We start from the raw sequence: 19,105 nt of genomic DNA, 5'->3' as shown, positions 1-19,105 counted from the left end.
ATCATGGCCATTTCAATTCCCGGATACAGATTGACCAGCCGGCTGGGCAAAGGCGGCATGTCCCATGTGTTCCTTGCCACCCAGCACTCCTTTGAGCGGCAGGTTGCCATCAAGATTTTGACGCCGACGTTGGCGCTGGAACCTCGCTTTGCCGAGCGCTTCATGCAGGAAGCGCGCACCGTTGCCAGCCTCAACCACCCCCATATCGTGCCGGTTTACGACGTGGGGGAACATCAGGGCTACTATTACCTCACCATGGAATACGTGACCGGTGGCAGCCTCAAACAGCGCCTCGCCGACGACGCACTTGATGAGGGGCATGCCGTGAGCATACTGCGCCAGCTGGCCGGCGCGCTGAACTATGCCGGCGAACACGGTTTTATCCATCGCGATGTCAAACCCGATAATGTGCTGTTCCGCGCCGATGGTTCCGCTCTGCTGGTGGATTTCGGTATCGCCTCCAACGTGCTGCGCGACACCAGCGTGACCCAGTCCAATGCCATCATGGGCACGCCCAAGTACATGAGCCCCGAGCAACATCGCTCCCAGCCGCTCACGCTACAATCGGATCTCTATTCCCTGGGCTGCGTGTTCTACGAAATGCTGGCGGGCAAGCCCCCGTTTAGCGCCCCCGACGCACGCAGCATGGGCTTGGCCCACCTGCGCGACCCCATCCCCCTGCTGCCAGTGGCATTACGCCGCTATCAGCCATTGATCCGTCAGCTACTGGCCAAAGACGCGGCAGACCGCCCGGAAAGCGGCAATGCGCTGATTGCCCAACTGGATAATCTGGAGCCCGGCCCGGGGCACTATACCGTAGATCGCTCCCGCTACCGGCCCCAGGAACAGGGCACAACAACGCCACTGGCCCCACGATTGCGCCTGAAAGAGTCCAAGCTGGGCCTGAGCTGGCGAGGCAACCTGTACCAATACGACATCTACCTGGTAGCTGATGATTTTGAGCAGTTCCAGGCTCACTTTCCGGTCATGCGGTCCGCATTGATGGACTGGTTCCAGCAACGGGGCGCGCGGGGCAAGGCCGTCACCATCAAGGCGACACTGCACCCCTGGATCAGCGGCCGGGTTAAGCAATATCTGAAAGAATTAAGAAAAACAGAAGGGCTGGAATTTCTGGCCCGTATTCCCATGGCCATCAACCTGGTGGGTTCCGATGGCGACCCCATCGAAAAACTGGCCTGGGGCCCTATAGAAAACAGCGCCGCGAATACGCAGCAGCCCTGAACCACCCCGTAGAAAACAGACAGTAACGATTCAGATCCCGGACCGCTGAACGGCATAAAAAAAGCACCAACCGATAGTTGGTGCTTAATTCGACCTAAGCCTCACGGTGCAAGGAGACACCATGATTTCCCCCCTCAGGTGTGGTTCCGGTGACACGGTTCAGGAGTCTGCCATGCGTTCGTTGTGTCACCAGATTCAGGCTACGACGCCAATCTCTCGTTGCAAAGACCGGATCGGTGAACGGTGCACAGGGGGCTATCAAGGGTGGTGAATCACCGATTAACGGCTGGTGAGCTCCTCGCCAGGACTGCATAACCATAGCAATTGCGCCCCGTCGGCGGCGGTTACATCCACATCGAAACAGGCAACCGTCCCCACATTGAAGCCCACCCGCTCTGGCACTCCGGTCCATTTGGCGGTCAATTGCGACACCAGCGGCATATGGCTGACCAGCACCGTATTCGGCGCTGGCGGGTTAGCCAGCAGCCAGTCAAACAGGGCCTGGGGGTGGCTATCCGGCGTCAGGTAGGGACACTCCTGCCGGGATAAACCGCTATATACCTGGGCAATACAATCTGCGGTCTGCTGGGCACGCAGGTACGGGCTCACGATCAGGCCATTGATCTGGACGCCACGGCCTTGCAAGGATTGCCAATGCGATAGCAGTGCCGCCCGCCCGGCTTCCGTTAACGGCCGCAGGGCATCCGTGGCCGCCTGGGAAACGGCCTGCCCGTGGCGGCTAAGGTAGAGTTTCATGAGCTGAATGCACCCAGCTGAAATTCCACATCGTGTTTATACTCACCACTCATCAGATTCTGGATGACCAGTTCCAGCGGCTTGCCGTGATAGACAACCTTGTACAACGCGGTGGCCAGAGGCATGTAAACATCCAGCTCTGCTGCCTTGTCAGCCACCAGTTTGATGGTATTGATCCCTTCGGCGGTCTGCCCAAGGTGCGCAATCGCTTCCTCCAGGCTTTTGCCTTCGCCGAGTTGGAAACCCACCTGGTAATTGCGTGACAGCGACGAGGTACAGGTAGCAATCAGATCCCCCACTCCGGACAGGCCCAGGAAGGTCATGGGATTAGCGCCAAGCTCCACCGCGAAGCGGCTCATTTCTGCCAGCGCACGGGTAATCAGGAAACTGCGACTGTTCTCGCCCACCCCGATAGCAGCGGCCATGCCTGATGCCACCGCATAAATATTCTTTAGTGCCCCGCCAAGTTCGACACCATAAATATCCGGGTTGTCATACACGCGGAAATAGTCGCAGCTCAGCGCGTCCTGCACGGTCTGTCGCAGCTGCTCATCGGGGCTGGCGATCACCGTACCGGTGAATTTCTGCTCCACCACTTCCTTGGCCAGATTGGGGCCACTGAGCACACCAATACGGGTATGCGGCCAATATTGATGCAGCAGCTCGCTCATCAGCAGGAAACCCTCCGCATAGATCCCCTTGGTACAACTGATCACCAGGGTATCGTCCGGCACCCACTGACGGGCCTGCTCCAGCACCTCGGCAAACGCCTTGCTGGGAATCGCCACGAAGACCATGGAGGCGTGCGTTAAGGCTTCTTCCAGGTTGTCAGTGGCCGTCACCCCTTCCGGTAATTCGGCACCGGGAAGGTAGCGGCTGTTCTCGCGGTCAATATTGATTGCCGCCGCGGTTTCCGGATCGCGCACCCACAGGTTCACGCTGTGGCCGTTGGCGGCAAGGATGCTGGCCATGGCAGTACCGAAACTGCCCCCGCCGAGAATGGCGGCATTATGTTTGTTCTGCGTCATAGGAACGCCTTGTTTACGCTTTCGGGCATCATAAGCGCCCATCGAAATCGAAACAACGAAAGTGACTACCAAGCCAGTTAATGGCACGAGAATGTAGGAGTGCCTCTTGAGGCGCGAACCGAGCCTCAGCGGGGAAACCGCCGGCTGCTGATCAAGTCTTTCAAGAATTGGCAGGTACACATAGGAAGGGCAGAGGCAAACCCACCTCTGCCCTCACTACGCTCGGTTCGCACCTCGAGAGGTGCTCCTACACAGCATTTACAAGCATCTCATGCATTCTGCGCGCGGTTGCCGCCGGGTCCTTTGGCAGCTGGCCTTCCGCCAACATAGCCTGATCCAGCAACAGTGCAGCCAGATCATCAAAGCGCTCCCCCGCATCGATGCTGCTCAGTTTGGCCAACAGATCGTGGCTCAGGTTTACCTCCAGTACCGGCTTGTTCTCCGGCACAGGCTGGCCGGCAGCTTCCAGCATACGGCGCATCTGCGGGCCAAGCTGGTCTTCTGCCAGAACCAGGCAGGCCGGGGAATCCACCAGACGCGTCGTCGCACGCACCGCTTCCACATGCTCGCTCAAGCTGCCAGACAGACGTTGAATCAGCGGATCATCGTTATTCGCCTGTTCATCATCGCCCAGGTCCAGTTCACCACGGGCAGCATTGACCAGCTTCACATCCTTGTAGCTTTCCAGATAGCCCACCATCCACTCATCAACCGGATCACTGAGCAGCAAGACTTCAATGCCCTTTTTGCGGAACACTTCCAGGTGCGGGCTTTGTCGCGCGGCTGACGGGGTGTCCGCCAGCAGGTAGTAGATGCTGTCCTGCTCTGCAGGTTTGTTATCCAGATATTGATCCAGTGAGGTAGTCACCGAATCCGGGCTACTACTTGTGGCAAAGCGCAGCAAGGCAGCAATGGCCTGCTGGTTGTCACGATCTTCGGCCACCCCTTCCTTGATCACCTGGCCAAACTGCGCCCAGAAGGTGGCGTACTGTTCATCATCATTGCTGAGTTTCTTCAACATCTGCAGCACACGCTTGGTCAGCGCGGCTCGAATCTTCTGTACCGGGCCATAATCCTGCAGCAACTCGCGGCTCACATTCAGGGGCAGATCCGGGGCATCAATCACCCCCTTGATGAAGCGCAGGTACTGGGGCAGGAATTGTTCCGCATCATCCATGATGAAAACGCGCTGGACGTACAATTTCAGGCCCCGATTGGCTTCACGCTGGTACAGATCAAACGGCGCCCGGGCCGGAATATAAAGCAGGCTGGTGTACTCCAGCTTGCCTTCCACCTTGTTATGACTCCAGGTCAGTGCGTCCTGAAAGTCATGGCTGATGTGCTTGTAAAAGTTCTGGTATTCCTCATCCGTGACTTCGCTTCGCGGCCGCTGCCAAAGCGCGGTGGCGGAATTCAGCGTTTCCTCTTTGGCCTCGTCGTCACCGTCCTGGGCTGTCACCAACACAATCGGGAAAGCCACGTGGTCTGAATACTGACCAATCACCTGGCGAATTTTAAAATCGTCAAGAAAATCCCGGGCGTCGTCACGCAGATGCAGAATCACCGCTGTGCCAGATTCATCACGGGTTAGCGACTCCACGGAAAACTCACCTTTCCCGTCACTTTCCCAACGCACCCCGTCGGCCGCCGCTTCTCCGGCCTTGCGGGTTTCCACGGTGACGGTGTCAGCCACGATAAACGCCGAATAAAACCCCACACCGAATTGACCGATCAGCTGAGCGTCTTTCTTCTGATCACCGCTCAAGTTGGCGAGGAATTTTTCCGTCCCGGAACGGGCAATCGTGCCCAGGTTATCCACTACCTCATCCTGGCCCATGCCAATGCCGTTGTCGGTAATGGTCAGCGTGCCCGCATCCTTGTCCACTTGCAGGGTAATACGGGGTTCATCACCCTGCTCCAGCAGCGCAGGATTATCCAGCGCCTGGAAACGTAACTTGTCGCACGCATCCGACGCATTGGATATCAACTCCCGCAAAAAGATTTCACGGTTGCTGTAAAGGGAATGAATCATCAAGTGAAGAAGGCGGGAGACTTCCGCCTGAAACCCATGGGTCTGTTTTTCTGCTGACACGATTAACTCCTGAACCTTCGGGTAATGTTGAGGTACAGATAGGGGCAAACCGTTTTTTTTTCAAGGGGGGCATGCCCGGGCTATCTGCCCGGTTACCTGCCTGAAACTATACAGATAACCGGCGGGCCGGCTTGCGTCAGATCAACGCCTGACTAGATGAGACAGGGCGGAGTCCAGGTCCGGAAATCGGAAAATGAAGCCCTGCTGCTCCAGACGGCGGGGATAAACCCGCTGCCCGCCGATCAGCATGGCAGATTGCTCGCCTAAGCCCGCCTTGAGGGCAGCGGATGGCACACGCAGCAGTGCCGGGCGCTTCACTTTTCGGGCAAGGCTGTGGTGGAACTCGCGCTGAGTCACCGGCGCCGGCGCACAGGCGTTAAACACACCGTCCACGCCCGGGGTTTCCAGCGCCCGCACCAGCACCGCCACCATGTCGTCAATATGCACCCAGCTCAGCCACTGGTTACCATCACCGAGCATGGCGCCAAGCCCAAGCCGATACACCGGGAGCAACTTGCTCAACATGCCGCCATCGCTACCCAGCACGATACCCGTGCGCACCAGGCATAACCTTACTCCCTGGCGCGATACCGGCCTGGCGGCCTGCTCCCAGGCGTCACAAAGCAAATAACCGAAATCACGCCTGCGCGCCGGGCTTTCTTCAGACAGTTCAGCGTTGTCCGCGTTGCCATAAAACCCAACCGCTGATCCGGAAACCAGCACCGCCGGTTTACGATCCAGCCGGGACACCAGCCCCACCACGTTTTCAGTGACGCCGACCCGCGAGGCAAACAGCGTTTTCTTGCGCCGTTCAGTCCAGCGGCCGGCAAACAGGCTTTCGCCAGCCAGGTTCACGATGCCGTCAATCGCTGCATCGTTCTCTATGTCATCCAGAGAGGTAACCAAGCGCGCCCCTTCCGGCAGCACGCGCGCGGCTTTGCGGGGTTTTCGGGTGAGAACGGTCAGCTCGTGGCCGTGGGCAGCCAGTCGCCGGCAAAGATGCTGGCCAATGAACCCACTGCCACCGGTTATCAGTACCTTCAACGGGCAGCCTCTATGTGGCGAATACTGTCGATATCGTAGAAGTACTCCATATTGCCCGCGCCCAACGGGACACTCAAGGTCAGGTGATCGTCGGCCACTGCCTGTAAAATTCCGGTGCGCCGAGGCCCCTCATTGGCCTCAATCGTCACGTTTTTCCCTACCAGTGCCTTGAGTTCACTGCTCGCAGCCGGAGTTTGTTCAGCTGGCACCGTCTCTGCGGTATGGCTCGGGGCAGGCGCAGGCTCTGCCGGCTCAATCTCAGCGGCCTCCGGCTGATCACCCTCAGGCGCCGTCAGCACCACTTTCTGACCGGAGGACAGAATCAGGGACTGTAATTCATCCGCCCCCACGCTGCGCTCCACATTGCCGCTACCCACATTCATTACCAGCCACAGGCGATCGCCACCCACCTTGCGCAAGACGCCCTCAAGAGTCCGCCCTCCGATGGTTTCCAGCACCACCGACCGGTTTTCGTACGCCACCAGTTCCGGGAACGTCTGCGTAATCGGTTCTGGCCCAGCCCGTTCTGGTTCAGCCGGCTTCTCGGCGCTCGGCGTCACCAGCTCCAGCCCACCCTCTTTTGCTGCGCTGGTAACACGGGTTTCCATGGAGCCAGCAACCACAGCCCAGCCCACATCACTCTTCTCCAGGCGTACCGTGCGTTCCTGCACAGCACCATTACTCAATTCCACCAAGGCCATGACCTGGCCGCTGTTTTCCGTTCGGCGCAGGGTCACATGTCGGGCCTCAATCGTGCTCACGGCGCCTTCTGGAAACTGGGTTCGCAGAAATTCCTCCGCCACATGGGCCAGGGTATCTTCGTGATCAAAGTACAGGTCGACCTGGCCGTTACGGTAACGCAGATGATTGGTATGGGCGGTGAAGTCCCCGGTCAAATAACTTTTGAAACTGTCCGGCATGACCAACACAAAGGAACCGGAAAGCTGCCCGGTATCCAGCGGTGCCAGCGCCAGCTCCATACGATAACCGCCGTCGAAAATCCGGGTCTCAGGGTAATCCTGACTCTCCGGCTTCCAGGACAGATGCACCACAGGGCCATCCTCATCAGACGGGCCCACAATCAACGTTCTGCGCTCGCTAATGTCTTCCGGGTTCCAGCCCAGCAGAACGCGTACTTCCAGATCGGCCAGAAAGCCTTCGCCCTGGCTCAGGGTTAATACCCCATCAATGAGAGCAACACGGTCGTAGCGGAATGTCTCACCGTGCAAACGCCCGGTCAGGCGCTTACCCTGCCCTGCGACGACCAGCAGAGCGGACTCTTCCGAAGAAACAAAAGCCGTGCTGCTGGCTTTTTTCTCACCACGCAGTACCTGACCGCTCTGGCTGGAGACCGGCTGCGCAGAAACGTCGCCTGCCAGGCTCCCGCCTGTGACCACGAACAGGCCTATGCCCACCGCAGTGGTCAGCACCGCTGCCACACGGCCCAGCGCCCACCAGCGATAATATTCCCAATGGCTTTGCACCTGCCCCAGGCTTACCAGCGGCACCAGAAAAAAAAGCGAGCTGTGGCCCCGGCTACCGGCTTCATGCATCAGCCCCAGCGTGGTGATGATGAGTGCGCTTACCCCAACAATAATCAGCAGTTCTGCCATATTCTTATTCTCTCCATGGGTCGTCGCCCTACCGATAACCGGCGAACATCCCCCACTTTACAAAGCCTTTTACGGGCATTCCAGCACTTAAGTTACTGATTTTTCTATTAGAGTGAAGGGCATGATATGCATCACATTTAGCCTTCCTCAACCGCCCGCTGCAAGCGGTTATTCATCATTACGCAGACCTTCTACCTGGACATTCAGCGCCACTCATCATTGAAAATAAAAAAAAACTTGTAAGGCTGAAAGTCAGAGGATATACAGGCGCTGAGGACATCGGGAAACCGGGAATCCGGACCTGATGGGCCCTTGTAACAGGTTGTTTAAGGAGGTCAGAAAGGAGGCCACCATGAGTAACCATCGTAATGAGCAAGACCTTGATTCGGAAGATCTGCTGATGAACGAAGATTTCGATATCCTGGATGACAATGTGGATGAGGAAGAGCAGGAAGAGCGTAGTGCTCGCAGCCGCTCCTTCAATATGGACATGCGCCATCGCATCGAAGATCGGCTGGAAGAGCGCCGCCTGAAAAAGGAACTCAATGAATACGAGTCCTTTGACCTGGACGACGACCTCCTCCACTAAGCCCACAAAAAAGGCCGGCAAATGCCGGCCTTTTTTGTATCGCTAACGGCGGCTTTACCAGCCAGTCGCTTCTTTCACGGCTTTGCCGATTTCTGCCGGGTTGCGCACGGTCTTCACACCCGCCGCTTCCAGAACCGCAAACTTTTCATCTGCTGTCCCTTTACCGCCGGCAATGATGGCGCCAGCGTGCCCCATGCGTTTGCCCGCCGGAGCCGTTACGCCCGCGATGTAGCTCACCACCGGCTTGGTGACGTTCTCCTTGATATAAGCCGCGGCTTCATCTTCTGCGGTACCGCCGATCTCACCCACCATCACGATGGCTTCGGTCTGCGGGTCATTCTGGAACAATTCCAGCGCATCAATGAATGTCATGCCCGGAATCGGGTCTCCACCGATACCAATACAGGAAGACTGGCCAAAGCCCAACTTGGTGGTTTGGTTAACCGCTTCATAGGTCAGGGTACCGGAACGAGACACGATGCCTACCTTGCCAGGCTTGTGGATATGGCCCGGCATGATGCCGATCTTGCACTCACCCGGGGTAATTACCCCCGGGCAGTTCGGACCGATCAGACGAACACCGTCCATGCGGGAGATATACTCTTTGACGAAAAGCATATCCAGTGCAGGAACCCCTTCGGTAATGCAGACGATCAGCTCAATGCCGGCGTCTGCGGCTTCCAGAATGGAATCCTTGCAGAACGGTGCGGGTACATAAATCACGCTGGCGGTGGCGCCGGTTTCAGCCACGGCTTCTGCCACGGTGTTGAATACCGGCAGGCCCAGGTGCGTCTGGCCGCCTTTACCCGGAGTGACACCGCCCACCATCTGAGTACCGTACTCAATGGCCTGTTCAGAGTGGAGTGTGCCCTGGCTGCCGGTGAAGCCCTGGCAGATAACCTTGGTGTTTTTGTCGATCAATACGCTCATGCGGCACCTCCCACTGCTTTCACTACCTGTTCGGCAGCATCATCAAAACTTTGTGCGGCAATGATGTTCATGCCGCTTTCTGCCAGCTTCTGGGAACCTAGCTCCGCATTGTTACCTTCCAGACGAACCACAACCGGGACGGTCACGCCTACTTCTTCCACGGCACCAATAATGCCTTCGGCAATCAGGTCGCAACGGACAATACCGCCGAAGATGTTCACCAGAACGCCCTTCACCTGATCATCAGAAAGGATGATCTTGAACGCTTCAGTAACGCGCTCTTTGGTAGCACCACCGCCCACGTCGAGGAAGTTGGCCGGCGCACCGCCTTTCAGCTTCACCAGGTCCATGGTGCCCATGGCCAGGCCCGCACCGTTCACCATGCAACCGATGTTGCCGTCCAGCGCCACGTAGTTCAGGTCCCACTCGGCAGCACGGCGTTCACGCTCATCTTCCTGACTGGGATCGTCCAGAGCCTTGATGTCCGGATGACGATACAGGGCGGAGCCATCCACGTTGATCTTGGCATCCAGGCAGTGCAGATCGCCCTCATCGGTAATCACCAGCGGGTTCACTTCAATCAGCGCCAGATCCTTGTCGATGAACAGCTTGGCCAAGCCCACAAAGATCTTGGCAAACTGATTGACCTGCTTGCCTTCCAGGCCCAGCTGGAACGCAATCTCACGAGCCTGATAGGGCTGTGCGCCCACCAGTGGGTCGATTTCCGCCTTGAGAATTTTTTCCGGGGTTTCTTCTGCGACCGTTTCGATGTCCACGCCACCTTCGGTGGAGGCCATGAAGACAACACGGCGGCTGGCACGATCCAGTACCGCACTCAGATACAGCTCTTTAGCAATATCGGTGCAGGTTTCCACCAGGATTTTTGATACCGGCTGGCCGTGTTCATCGGTCTGGAACGTCACCAGGTTCTTGCCCAGCCACTGCTTTGCAAACGCCGCCGCGTCTTCCGGGCTATCCACCAGCTTCACACCACCGGCTTTACCGCGACCGCCAGCGTGTACCTGGGCCTTCACGACCCACTTGTCACCACCGATCTCTTTCGCCTTTGCTGCTACCTCTTCCGGGGTATCACAGGCAAAGCCGGTAGAGACTGGCAACCCATAATCAGCAAAAAGCTGTTTTGACTGATACTCATGGAGATTCATGCCAATACTTCCATCATCAATGAATTAGTGGCGCCCTGTTCAAGCGCCGTTATCGCTGCCGTTCAAATGTCGCTATTTCTTGCGACGACGCTGCGCCACATGGATTGCTTTAAAGTCCGTGGCCAAGGCTGCTTCATGAACGGTTTCTGACAGGCTTGGGTGACCAAACACCATCAGCTGCAAATCTTCCACGGTAGCCCCAAACTCCATGGCTATAACGCCTTGCTGAATCAGCTCGGACGCCTGCGGGCCTACTACGTGCATTCCCAGAATACGGTCGGTCTTTTCGTCGGCTACAAACTTCACCATGCCACCGGTTTCACCGGCCGCCATGGCTCGCCCATTGGCCGCAAAGGGTACGGCTCCGGTCTTGTAAGCATCACCGGAATCCTTCACCTCTTCTTCGGTCTTGCCGACCCAGGCCACTTCCGGGTGGGTATAAATCACCCCGGGAACGGCGTCGTAGTTCACCTGGGTGCTTTCGCCCATGATCACTTCCGCCACCATGACACCTTCCTCGATGGCCTTGTGGGCCAACGCCGGACCACGCACCAGGTCACCAATGGCGTAAACGCCAGGGACATCGGTACGGCACTGGCTGTCCACGTAAATATAATTACGTTCATCCAGGCTGACACCGGCATCCTGACTAAGCAGGCCTTCGGTATAAGGACGACGGCCCACCGCCACAATCAAGCGATCAAAGGTTTCTTCCTGTTCGCCATCCTTGTCAGTGAAGTTCACCACGACCTGATCCTTCTTCACTTCAGAACCGGTCACGCGGGCGCCCAAGCGAATATCCAGCCCCTGTTTGGTGAACTGCTTCTGGGCATCCTTGGCAATCTGCTTGTCCACCGCAGGCAGGAAGTCATCCACCGCCTCCAGCACAACAACCTCACTGCCCAGACGGCCCCATACACTGCCCAACTCCAAGCCGATCACGCCGGCACCAATAACACCAAGGCGCTTGGGTACCTTGTCAAAATCCAGTGCCCCGGTGGAATCCACAATCACTTTTTGGTCGACGGACGCCACGGGAATATCCACCGGCACAGAACCGGCAGCCAGAATGACGTGCTCGGCCTGCAAGGTCTGTGTGTCGCCTTCCAGAGGCTGGAATTCCACCTGCTTGCCGCTTTTCAGCTGGCCTGTACCCTGCAGCCAGGTCACCTTGTTGGCCTTGAACAGCTGGGCAATACCACCGGTAAGGTTCTTGACGATGGTGTCCTTGCGCTTGAGCATGGTTTCAAGGTCCAGGTCTGCACCCTTGATCTTGATGCCATGGTCTGCCAGAGCGGACTCGGTTTCGTGGTACTTCCATGAAGAATCCAGCAGCGCCTTGGACGGAATACAGCCCACATTCAAACAGGTGCCGCCCAGAGCAGGCTCATCCTGTTTGTTGATGCGCTTTTCAATACACGCAGTATTCAGACCCAACTGGGCGCAACGGATTGCAGCCACATAGCCACCGGGCCCACCACCAATGATGATGACGTCGTAATTGTCACTCATGCTTAATTCCTTCTATCGCTGGCACGCTTCACGCAACACGCTGGCACGCCATTCGCGTGCGCGTGCGCGTGCCAGCATGAAGCGTGCAGGCGTACATTCAGATATCCAGCAACAGGCGCGCCGGATCCTCGATAAAGTTCTTCACTGCAACCAGGAACTGCACCGCTTCCTTGCCATCGATAAGGCGATGGTCATAGGACAGAGCCAGATACATCATTGGCAGGATTTCCACTTTGCCATCCACTGCCATGGGCCGTTCCTGGATCTTGTGCATACCCAGAATCGCCGTTTGCGGCGGGTTCAGAATCGGCGTGGAAATCAGCGAACCGAACACCCCGCCGTTGGAAATGGTGAAGGTACCGCCGGTCATCTCTTCAATGGACAGCTTGCCCTTCTGGGCTTTCTGGCCGTACTCGATAATCTGCGATTCCACTTCCGCCAGGCCTTTCTGGTCCGCATCGCGAAGCACAGGCACAACCAGTCCCCGCTCGGTGGAGACAGCCACACCGACGTCGTAATAACCGTGATAAACGATGTCTTCACCGTCGATGGAGGCATTCACCGCCGGGAAGCGTTTCAGGGCTTCCACACAGGCACGGGTAAAGAACCCCATAAAGCCGAGACGCACGTTATGGGCTTTCTCGAATTCTGGCTGGTAGTGCTTGCGCATATCCATGATCGGTTTCATGTTGACCTCGTTGAAGGTGGTCAACATGGCCGAATCCTGCTGGGCCGACACCAAGCGCTCGGCAATCCGCTTGCGCAAGCGGGTCATTGGCACCCGACGCTCTTCACGCTCGCCCGGTGCTCCCGGTACGTCCAGAGTCGCGGGTTGTTGCGGCGCAGGCTGGCTGGCACGTTTCTCTGCCTTCTCAGTGATGGCCTTTTCCACATCACCCTTGGTAATGCGGCCACCACGGCCTGTGCCTTTCACCTGATCTGCGGCGATACCATGCTCACTCATCAGCTTGCGGGCCGCCGGGCCCGCCTGATCGCCGGCACTGTCATCGTCGTCAGCTGGCTCGGACTTGGCGTCCGCTTTCTCTTCCTGCTTGTCGTCCTTTTTGTCCGCAGAGCCATCATCGCTCTCTGCCTTTGCCGGCTTCTCATCGCTCTTGCCGGCACTACCGCTGGCCCCTTCGTCGAAGGTGCCCAATACCTGCTGGCTCTCTACGGTTTCACCCTCGGCCGCCATGATCTTGCTGACCACGCCATCGGCCGGTGCCACCACTTCAAGCACAACCTTGTCGGTTTCAATATCGACCAGCAGCTCATCACGCTTCACCGCTTCACCTTCCTGCTTGTGCCAGGTGGCTACGGTGCCGTCTGCTACTGATTCCGGGAACTGCGGGGCTTTGATATCAGTCGCCATGCCTAATCCTTAACTGTTACTTAATCTCGAAGGCGTCCTGAACCAGACGCTGCTGTTGTTCCACGTGCAGTGACATTGAACCTGCCGCCGGGGCGGCCGCCATATCGCGGCCAGCGTAATGCACAGGCCCCACGCCAGCTTTTGTTGCTACACGGTACATATGATGCTGAGAGCAATACCAGGCGCCCTGATTCATGGGCTCTTCCTGACACCAGACCAGATGTTCCAGGTTCGGATAGCTCTCAAGAATCTCCTGCAAGCGCTGTTCCGGGAACGGGTACAACTGCTCAATGCGTACCAGCGCGGTATCGCTCAGATCATCGCCATCGCGCTTTTCCAGCAGGTCGTAGTAGACCTTGCCGGAACACATCACCACACGCTTGATCTTCTTGCGATCCAGATCAGCCAGGTCATCCAGCACCGAATGGAAAGTGCCATGGGCCAGATCTTCCAGTGCGGATGTGGCCTTTTTATGGCGCAACAGGCTCTTCGGGCTCATGATCACCAGCGGTTTACGCAGTGGTCTTACAGCCTGACGGCGCAGCAGGTGATAAATCTGACCGGGAGTGCTCGGCACACAGACCTGCATGTTGTGCTCAGCGCACAGCTGCAGGAAACGTTCCAGCCGTGCAGAAGAGTGCTCCGGCCCCTGCCCTTCATAACCGTGGGGAAGCAGCATAGTCAGGCCACACAAACGGCCCCACTTGGCCTCGCCGGAAGAAATGAACTGGTCAATCACCACCTGCGCACCGTTGGCGAAATCACCAAACTGGGCTTCCCAGATCACCAGGGATTTGGGTGTGGTGGTCGCGTAGCCATATTCGTAGCCCAACACCGCTTCTTCAGACAGCAACGAGTCGTAGATGTCGAAGCGCGGCTGCCCCTCGTAGAGGTGTTGAAGCGGCACATACTGCTCACCGTCTTTCTGGTTGTGCAGCACCGCATGGCGGTGTGAGAACGTGCCGCGGCCACTATCCTGGCCGGTCAAGCGAATGGCAAAACCCTGATCAAGCAGCGTCGCATAGGCCATGGTTTCCCCGTAACCCCAGTTCAGGGGCAAGGCACCAGCGGTCATTTTGCGACGGTCTTCCAGTATTTTCTTCACCTGACGCTGAACGACCACCCCTTCCGGTGGTGTTTCCAGGCGGGTAGCCAGATCCTGCAATTTCTTCAGCGGGTACGACGTATCCCAGTCATCTTCCACCTTATGGCCGATGTAGGGAGACCAATCCACGAACAGTGCCTTGTTTGGCTCACGCACCAGGGATTTCACCACATGGTTACCGGCGTCCAGCATGTCGCGGTAGTCATCGGCGGTTTTCTGGGCTTCCTGTTCACTGATCACTTTTTCGTTGATCAGCTGCTCGGCATACAGGGTTCGGGTGGTCGGGTGGCTTTTGATCTTTTTGTACATCATCGGCTGGGTCGAGGACGGCTCGTCCGCCTCGTTATGCCCCGAACGGCGATAACAGATCAGATCAATCACCACGTCTTTCTTGAACTGCATGCGGTAATCCACCGCAAGCTGGGTGACGAAATATACTGCTTCCGGATCATCCGCATTCACGTGGAAGATCGGCGCCTGCACCATTTTTGCCACATCCGTGCAGTACTCAGTAGAGCGGGCATCATCACGCCGGCTGGTGGTAAAGCCCACCTGGTTGTTGATGATCACATGCAGGGTGCCACCGGTATGGAAACCCCGGGTCTGGGACATCTGGAATGTCTCCATGACCACGCCCTGCCCGGCAAAGGCCGCATCACCGTGCAATATGATCGGAACAACCTGCTCGCCACCTTCGTCATCACGGCGATCCTGACGGGCACGTACTGACCCTTCCACCACCGGAGAAACGATCTCCAGGTGTGAGGGGTTAAAGGCCATGGCCAGATGCACTTCACCGCCAGACGTTTGTACGTTGGACGAGAAGCCCTGGTGATACTTCACATCACCGGAACCACTTTCGTTGAAGCTCTTGCCATCGAATTCTTCAAACAGATCTTTCGGGCTTTTGCCCAGGGTGTTGACCAGCACATTCAAACGGCCACGGTGGGCCATGCCGATCACCAGCTCCTTGGCGCCATAACTGCCCACGCGCTGGATGATTTCGTCCATCAACGGAATCAGCGATTCGCCGCCTTCCAGGCCGAAACGCTTGGTGCCGGGGTATTTACTGCCCAGATATTTTTCCAGGCCCTCGGCGGCGGACAGACGCTCAAGAATATGCTTCTTGATGTCCGTACCGTATTCCGGGTGACAGCGCACGCCTTCCATGCGCTGCTGCAACCAGCGTTTTTCCGCCGTGTTGACCATGTGCATGTATTCCGCACCCACGCTGGAGCAATAGGTACTGGTCAGGCAGTCAACGATATCGCGGAGGGAGGTCTCGGGCTTACCAATAAACAGGTTGCCCGTTTGAAATACGGTATCCAGATCAGCCGTGCTGAGACCGTGATGCGCCAGTTCCAGGTCTGGAACGGCTTCGCGCTCCATAATCCCCAGCGGGTCCAGCTTGGCCACCTGGTGGCCACGGTTTCGGTAGGCTGCAATCAAGTGCAGCACACGGACCTGACGACGCTCATGCTCCGTGCTGACCGCACCGGCACCAAACTTCTGCACACGCGAGCGATTCTTCGCCTGCAACAGGAAGTATTCACGCACGGCGGCGTGGGGCACGTCGGATTCGACGGCGGTATCAACACTGGGGAGTTTTTCGAAATAAACGCGCCAGTCTTCCGGCACGGAATTAGGATCGGTCAGGTAGGATTCGTACAGTTCATCGACATAGGCAGCGTTGGCTCCCCCGATATGGGAGGACTGCCATTGCCGCTGCATGGAACTGTCTTGCATGTTAGCTCGTTCCTTCGGCGGGAGGTTGTCACACTCTGTGGTATGAGTAACTGCGACCACAGGGGGGCGACCCTGTTCCCGTACGCTCGTATTTTTCGGAACAACGCCTTTTAAGCCCTGTTCCACCCATGAGATGCACCATGCTATCTCGCCCATACCGGGTCGGGTCTGGGTAGAAGCTTGCTACCTCTCGTCGAGGGATTACCTCGAACTGCTATCTAGTGTAGCCCTTTTAATTCGGTTTTGTTAGGCACCGAATTCATAAAGTAACTTATGACTCTTTCCGAATGTTTCTGCCATTGGCAAAACGTCGAATAGACAGCACAAAACGCCATCGTCGACGTTATTAGATACAAAAAAGGCGGCCATCAGGCCGCCTTTTTCGTTTCGGGTCAGATGCCCCGCTCCAACAGCATGGAACGGATATGGCCGATGGCCCGGGTCGGGTTCAACCCTTTCGGGCAAACGCTGACGCAGTTCATGATGCCGTGGCAGCGGAACAGGCTGAAGGGGTCGTCCAGTTTGGACAACCGCTCTTCGGTCACTGTGTCACGGCTATCCGCCAGGAAGCGGTAGCTCTGCAACAGGGCTGCCGGACCCAGGAACTTATCCGGGTTCCACCAGAAGCTCGGACAACTGGTTGAACAGCAGGCACAGAGAATACACTCGTACAAACCATCCAGCTTTTCACGCTCTTCCGGGCTCTGCAGGCGCTCGATGGCCGGAGCCGGCGAGCTGTTTTGCAGGTATGGCTGCACTTTTTCGTACTGGTTGTAGAACATACCCATGTCCACCACCAGATCGCGAATGACCGGCAGACCCGGTAGCGGGCGCAGGATCAGCGGCTTCTTGCCTTCCAGTACACCCGGGGCCACCTGGGACAGCGGAGTGATACAGGCCAGGCCGTTCTTGCCGTTCATGTTCATGCCATCGGAACCGCAAACACCTTCACGGCAGGAGCGACGGTAGGACATGGATTCGTCCTGCTCTTTCACCAGAGCGAGAATGTCCAGCACCATGAGGTCTTTACCCTGGGTATCGACCTCATACTCCTTCATGCTCGGCTCGCGATCCGTTTCCGGATTGTAGCGATAGATACTGACTTTCATCGTTAGCTCCCCTTAGTAGGTCCGCGCCTTGGGCTGGAAGGTGTCAACGGTCTTCGGCTTGAAGTTCACGTCACGCTTGCCCAGCTTCTTGGCTTTGGGGTCGAAGATGGAGTGGCACAGCCAGTTCTCATCGTCACGATCCGGGTAATCGTAGCGGGAATGCGCGCCGCGACTCTCGGTACGGCCCTCGGCCGCGATGGCGGTGGCTTCCGCCACTTCCAGCAGGTTGTCCAGCTCCAGCGCTTCAATACGCGCGGTGTTGAACGGCTTGCTCTTGTCATCCAGGTGCGCCTTGGCAATCCGCTCACGCAGATCCGCCAGTTTGGCCACACCTTCTGCCATCAGGTCACCCTTGCGGAACACCCCGAAATGGTTCTGCATCACGCTCTGCAGCTCTTTGCGCAGTGCGGAAACAGACTCACCGCCCTTGGAGTCGTCCCAGCGACGAACGCGGGACAGGGCTTCGTCGATGTCAGAATCACGAGGCTCGTACTGTGTCATACCCTGACGCAGGGCATCTTCAATGTACAAACCAGCCGCACGACCGAATACCACCAAGTCCAGCAGTGAGTTACCACCCAGACGGTTGGCACCGTGCACGGATACACAGGCCACTTCACCCACGGCGAACAGACCGTTCACAAACTGCTCTTCGCCTTCATGGCCGCCGGTCAGTTTGAGTGCCTGACCGTGAACATTGGTGGGGATACCGCCCATCATGTAGTGACAGGTAGGCACAACCGGGATCGGCTCTTTCACCGGATCGGTCTGCGCGAAGGTAATGGCCAGTTCACAGATACCCGGCAGGCGGCTGTGCAGCACTTCTTCACCCAGATGATCGAGTTTCAGGTAAACGTGGTCACCATCCGGGCCGTCGCCACGACCATCCAGGATTTCCATCATCATGGAACGGGCAACAACGTCGCGGGACGCCAGATCTTTGGCGTTCGGCGCGTAACGCTCCATGAAGCGCTCACCATCCTTATTGATGAGATAGCCACCCTCGCCCCGGCACCCTTCGGTTACCAGTACACCGGCGCCAGCAATGCCGGTGGGGTGGAACTGCCACATTTCGATGTCCTGGACCGGCAGGCCGGCACGCAGAGCCATGCCCACGCCGTCACCGGTGTTGATCAGGGCATTGGTTGTGGAGGCGTAGATGCGGCCAGAACCACCGGTGGCGAAGACGGTTGCCTTGGCTTTGAAGAACACGGTTTCACCGGATTCGATGTCGATGGCAATCACACCACAAACATTGCCATCGGCGTCTTTCACCAGTTCTGCGGCGTACCATTCATTGTAGAACTGGGTGCCGTTCTTCAGATTTTGCTGATACAGCGTATGCAGCAGCGCGTGGCCAGTACGGTCAGCGGCCGCACAAGTACGGGCCGCCTGACCGCCTTCACCGAAATTTTTGGACTGACCACCGAACGGACGCTGGTAAATACGGCCTTCTTCGGTACGGGAAAACGGCAGGCCCATGTGGTCCAGCTCGTAAACCGCTTCGGGTCCAACATTACACATGTATTCAATCGCATCCTGGTCACCGATGTAATCGGAGCCTTTTACGGTGTCGTACATGTGCCAGCGCCAATCATCGTTGGGATCGGCAGACGCGATCGCACAGGTAATACCGCCCTGAGCGGATACGGTGTGCGAGCGGGTCGGGAAGACTTTGGAAATCAGCGCAGTCTTGAAACCAGACTGGGCCATTTGCAGTGAGGCGCGCATACCGGCACCACCACCACCTACGACGATAGCGTCAAACGTAATAGTGCGAATGGACATGGATTACGCCCCT

The 19,105-nt window shown here is 57.4% G+C and carries 14 protein-coding genes; 2 read left to right on the top strand and 12 right to left on the bottom strand.

Going from position 1 to position 19,105, the window contains the following annotated elements; all coding sequences use genetic code 11:
* The first annotated feature begins 30 nt into the window (after positions 1-30).
* The gene (locus tag CL546_RS10555; RefSeq protein ID WP_290494774.1) at positions 31-1,242 is read left to right on the top strand and encodes a serine/threonine-protein kinase; all 1,212 of its coding nucleotides are present in this window, start codon (positions 31-33) and stop codon (positions 1,240-1,242) included.
* A 279-nt stretch (positions 1,243-1,521) separates the two neighbouring features.
* Here CL546_RS10555 and sixA read toward each other — a convergent pair whose 3' ends face one another.
* The 5 genes from sixA to CL546_RS10530 form a co-directional block, all read right to left on the bottom strand.
* Positions 1,522-1,998, bottom strand: a complete 477-nt coding sequence (gene sixA, locus CL546_RS10550; RefSeq protein WP_290494772.1) for a phosphohistidine phosphatase SixA — start codon at positions 1,996-1,998, stop codon at positions 1,522-1,524.
* A complete protein-coding gene (locus tag CL546_RS10545; protein WP_290494770.1) occupies positions 1,995-3,026 on the bottom strand; it encodes an NAD(P)H-dependent glycerol-3-phosphate dehydrogenase in 1,032 nt (343 codons plus the stop codon). Before CL546_RS10545 ends, sixA begins: the two co-directional genes overlap by 4 nt.
* 247 nt (positions 3,027-3,273) lie before the next feature.
* Positions 3,274-5,118 (bottom strand): molecular chaperone HtpG, encoded by a 1,845-nt coding sequence (gene htpG / locus CL546_RS10540; RefSeq protein ID WP_290494768.1) that lies wholly within the window; start codon positions 5,116-5,118, stop codon positions 3,274-3,276.
* 141 nt (positions 5,119-5,259) lie between these two features.
* A complete protein-coding gene (locus CL546_RS10535) occupies positions 5,260-6,162 on the bottom strand; it encodes a TIGR01777 family oxidoreductase (RefSeq protein ID WP_290494766.1) in 903 nt (300 codons plus the stop codon).
* The gene (locus tag CL546_RS10530) at positions 6,159-7,775 is read right to left on the bottom strand and encodes a hypothetical protein (RefSeq protein WP_290494765.1); all 1,617 of its coding nucleotides are present in this window, start codon (positions 7,773-7,775) and stop codon (positions 6,159-6,161) included. The genes CL546_RS10535 and CL546_RS10530 overlap by 4 nt, the downstream gene beginning before the upstream one ends.
* Before the next feature lie 352 nt (positions 7,776-8,127).
* On the opposite strand from CL546_RS10530, the gene CL546_RS10525 reads away from it, so the two are divergent.
* Complete coding sequence (locus CL546_RS10525; RefSeq protein ID WP_007150109.1) at positions 8,128-8,364, top strand: PA3496 family putative envelope integrity protein; 237 nt, start codon at positions 8,128-8,130, stop codon at positions 8,362-8,364.
* Positions 8,365-8,418: 54 nt separating this feature from the next.
* Here the strand turns inward: CL546_RS10525 and sucD are convergent, their stop codons facing one another.
* From sucD to sdhA, 7 genes are all read right to left on the bottom strand, one after another.
* On the bottom strand, positions 8,419-9,294 hold the full coding sequence (sucD, locus tag CL546_RS10520) for a succinate--CoA ligase subunit alpha (RefSeq protein ID WP_007150875.1): 876 nt from the start codon (positions 9,292-9,294) through the stop codon (positions 8,419-8,421).
* Positions 9,291-10,460: an ADP-forming succinate--CoA ligase subunit beta gene (gene sucC / locus CL546_RS10515; protein WP_290494764.1), complete on the bottom strand. Its 1,170-nt coding sequence runs from the start codon at positions 10,458-10,460 to the stop codon at positions 9,291-9,293. The genes sucD and sucC overlap by 4 nt, the downstream gene beginning before the upstream one ends.
* Positions 10,461-10,532: 72 nt before the next feature.
* Positions 10,533-11,972, bottom strand: a complete 1,440-nt coding sequence (lpdA, locus tag CL546_RS10510; RefSeq protein WP_290494763.1) for a dihydrolipoyl dehydrogenase — start codon at positions 11,970-11,972, stop codon at positions 10,533-10,535.
* 97 nt (positions 11,973-12,069) lie between these two features.
* A complete protein-coding gene (gene odhB, locus CL546_RS10505; RefSeq protein WP_290494762.1) occupies positions 12,070-13,344 on the bottom strand; it encodes a 2-oxoglutarate dehydrogenase complex dihydrolipoyllysine-residue succinyltransferase in 1,275 nt (424 codons plus the stop codon).
* Positions 13,345-13,360: 16 nt separating this feature from the next.
* Positions 13,361-16,195 carry a 2-oxoglutarate dehydrogenase E1 component gene (locus CL546_RS10500; protein ID WP_290494761.1) on the bottom strand — a complete coding sequence of 945 codons (2,835 nt, stop codon included), beginning with the start codon at positions 16,193-16,195 and terminating at the stop codon, positions 13,361-13,363.
* 392 nt (positions 16,196-16,587) lie between these two features.
* Positions 16,588-17,304, bottom strand: a complete 717-nt coding sequence (locus CL546_RS10495; protein WP_007151181.1) for a succinate dehydrogenase iron-sulfur subunit — start codon at positions 17,302-17,304, stop codon at positions 16,588-16,590.
* A 12-nt stretch (positions 17,305-17,316) separates the two neighbouring features.
* Entirely contained in the window at positions 17,317-19,092 is a 1,776-nt protein-coding gene (gene sdhA, locus CL546_RS10490) for a succinate dehydrogenase flavoprotein subunit (protein WP_290494760.1), read from the bottom strand.
* Positions 19,093-19,105 lie beyond the last annotated feature (13 nt).

Source organism: Alcanivorax sp., from assembly GCF_002726155.1.
In the GTDB taxonomy this organism is placed as follows: Bacteria; Pseudomonadota; Gammaproteobacteria; order Pseudomonadales; family Alcanivoracaceae; genus Alcanivorax.
Note: the sequence above shows the minus strand (reverse complement) of the source record. Positions and strands in the feature narration are given on the sequence as shown.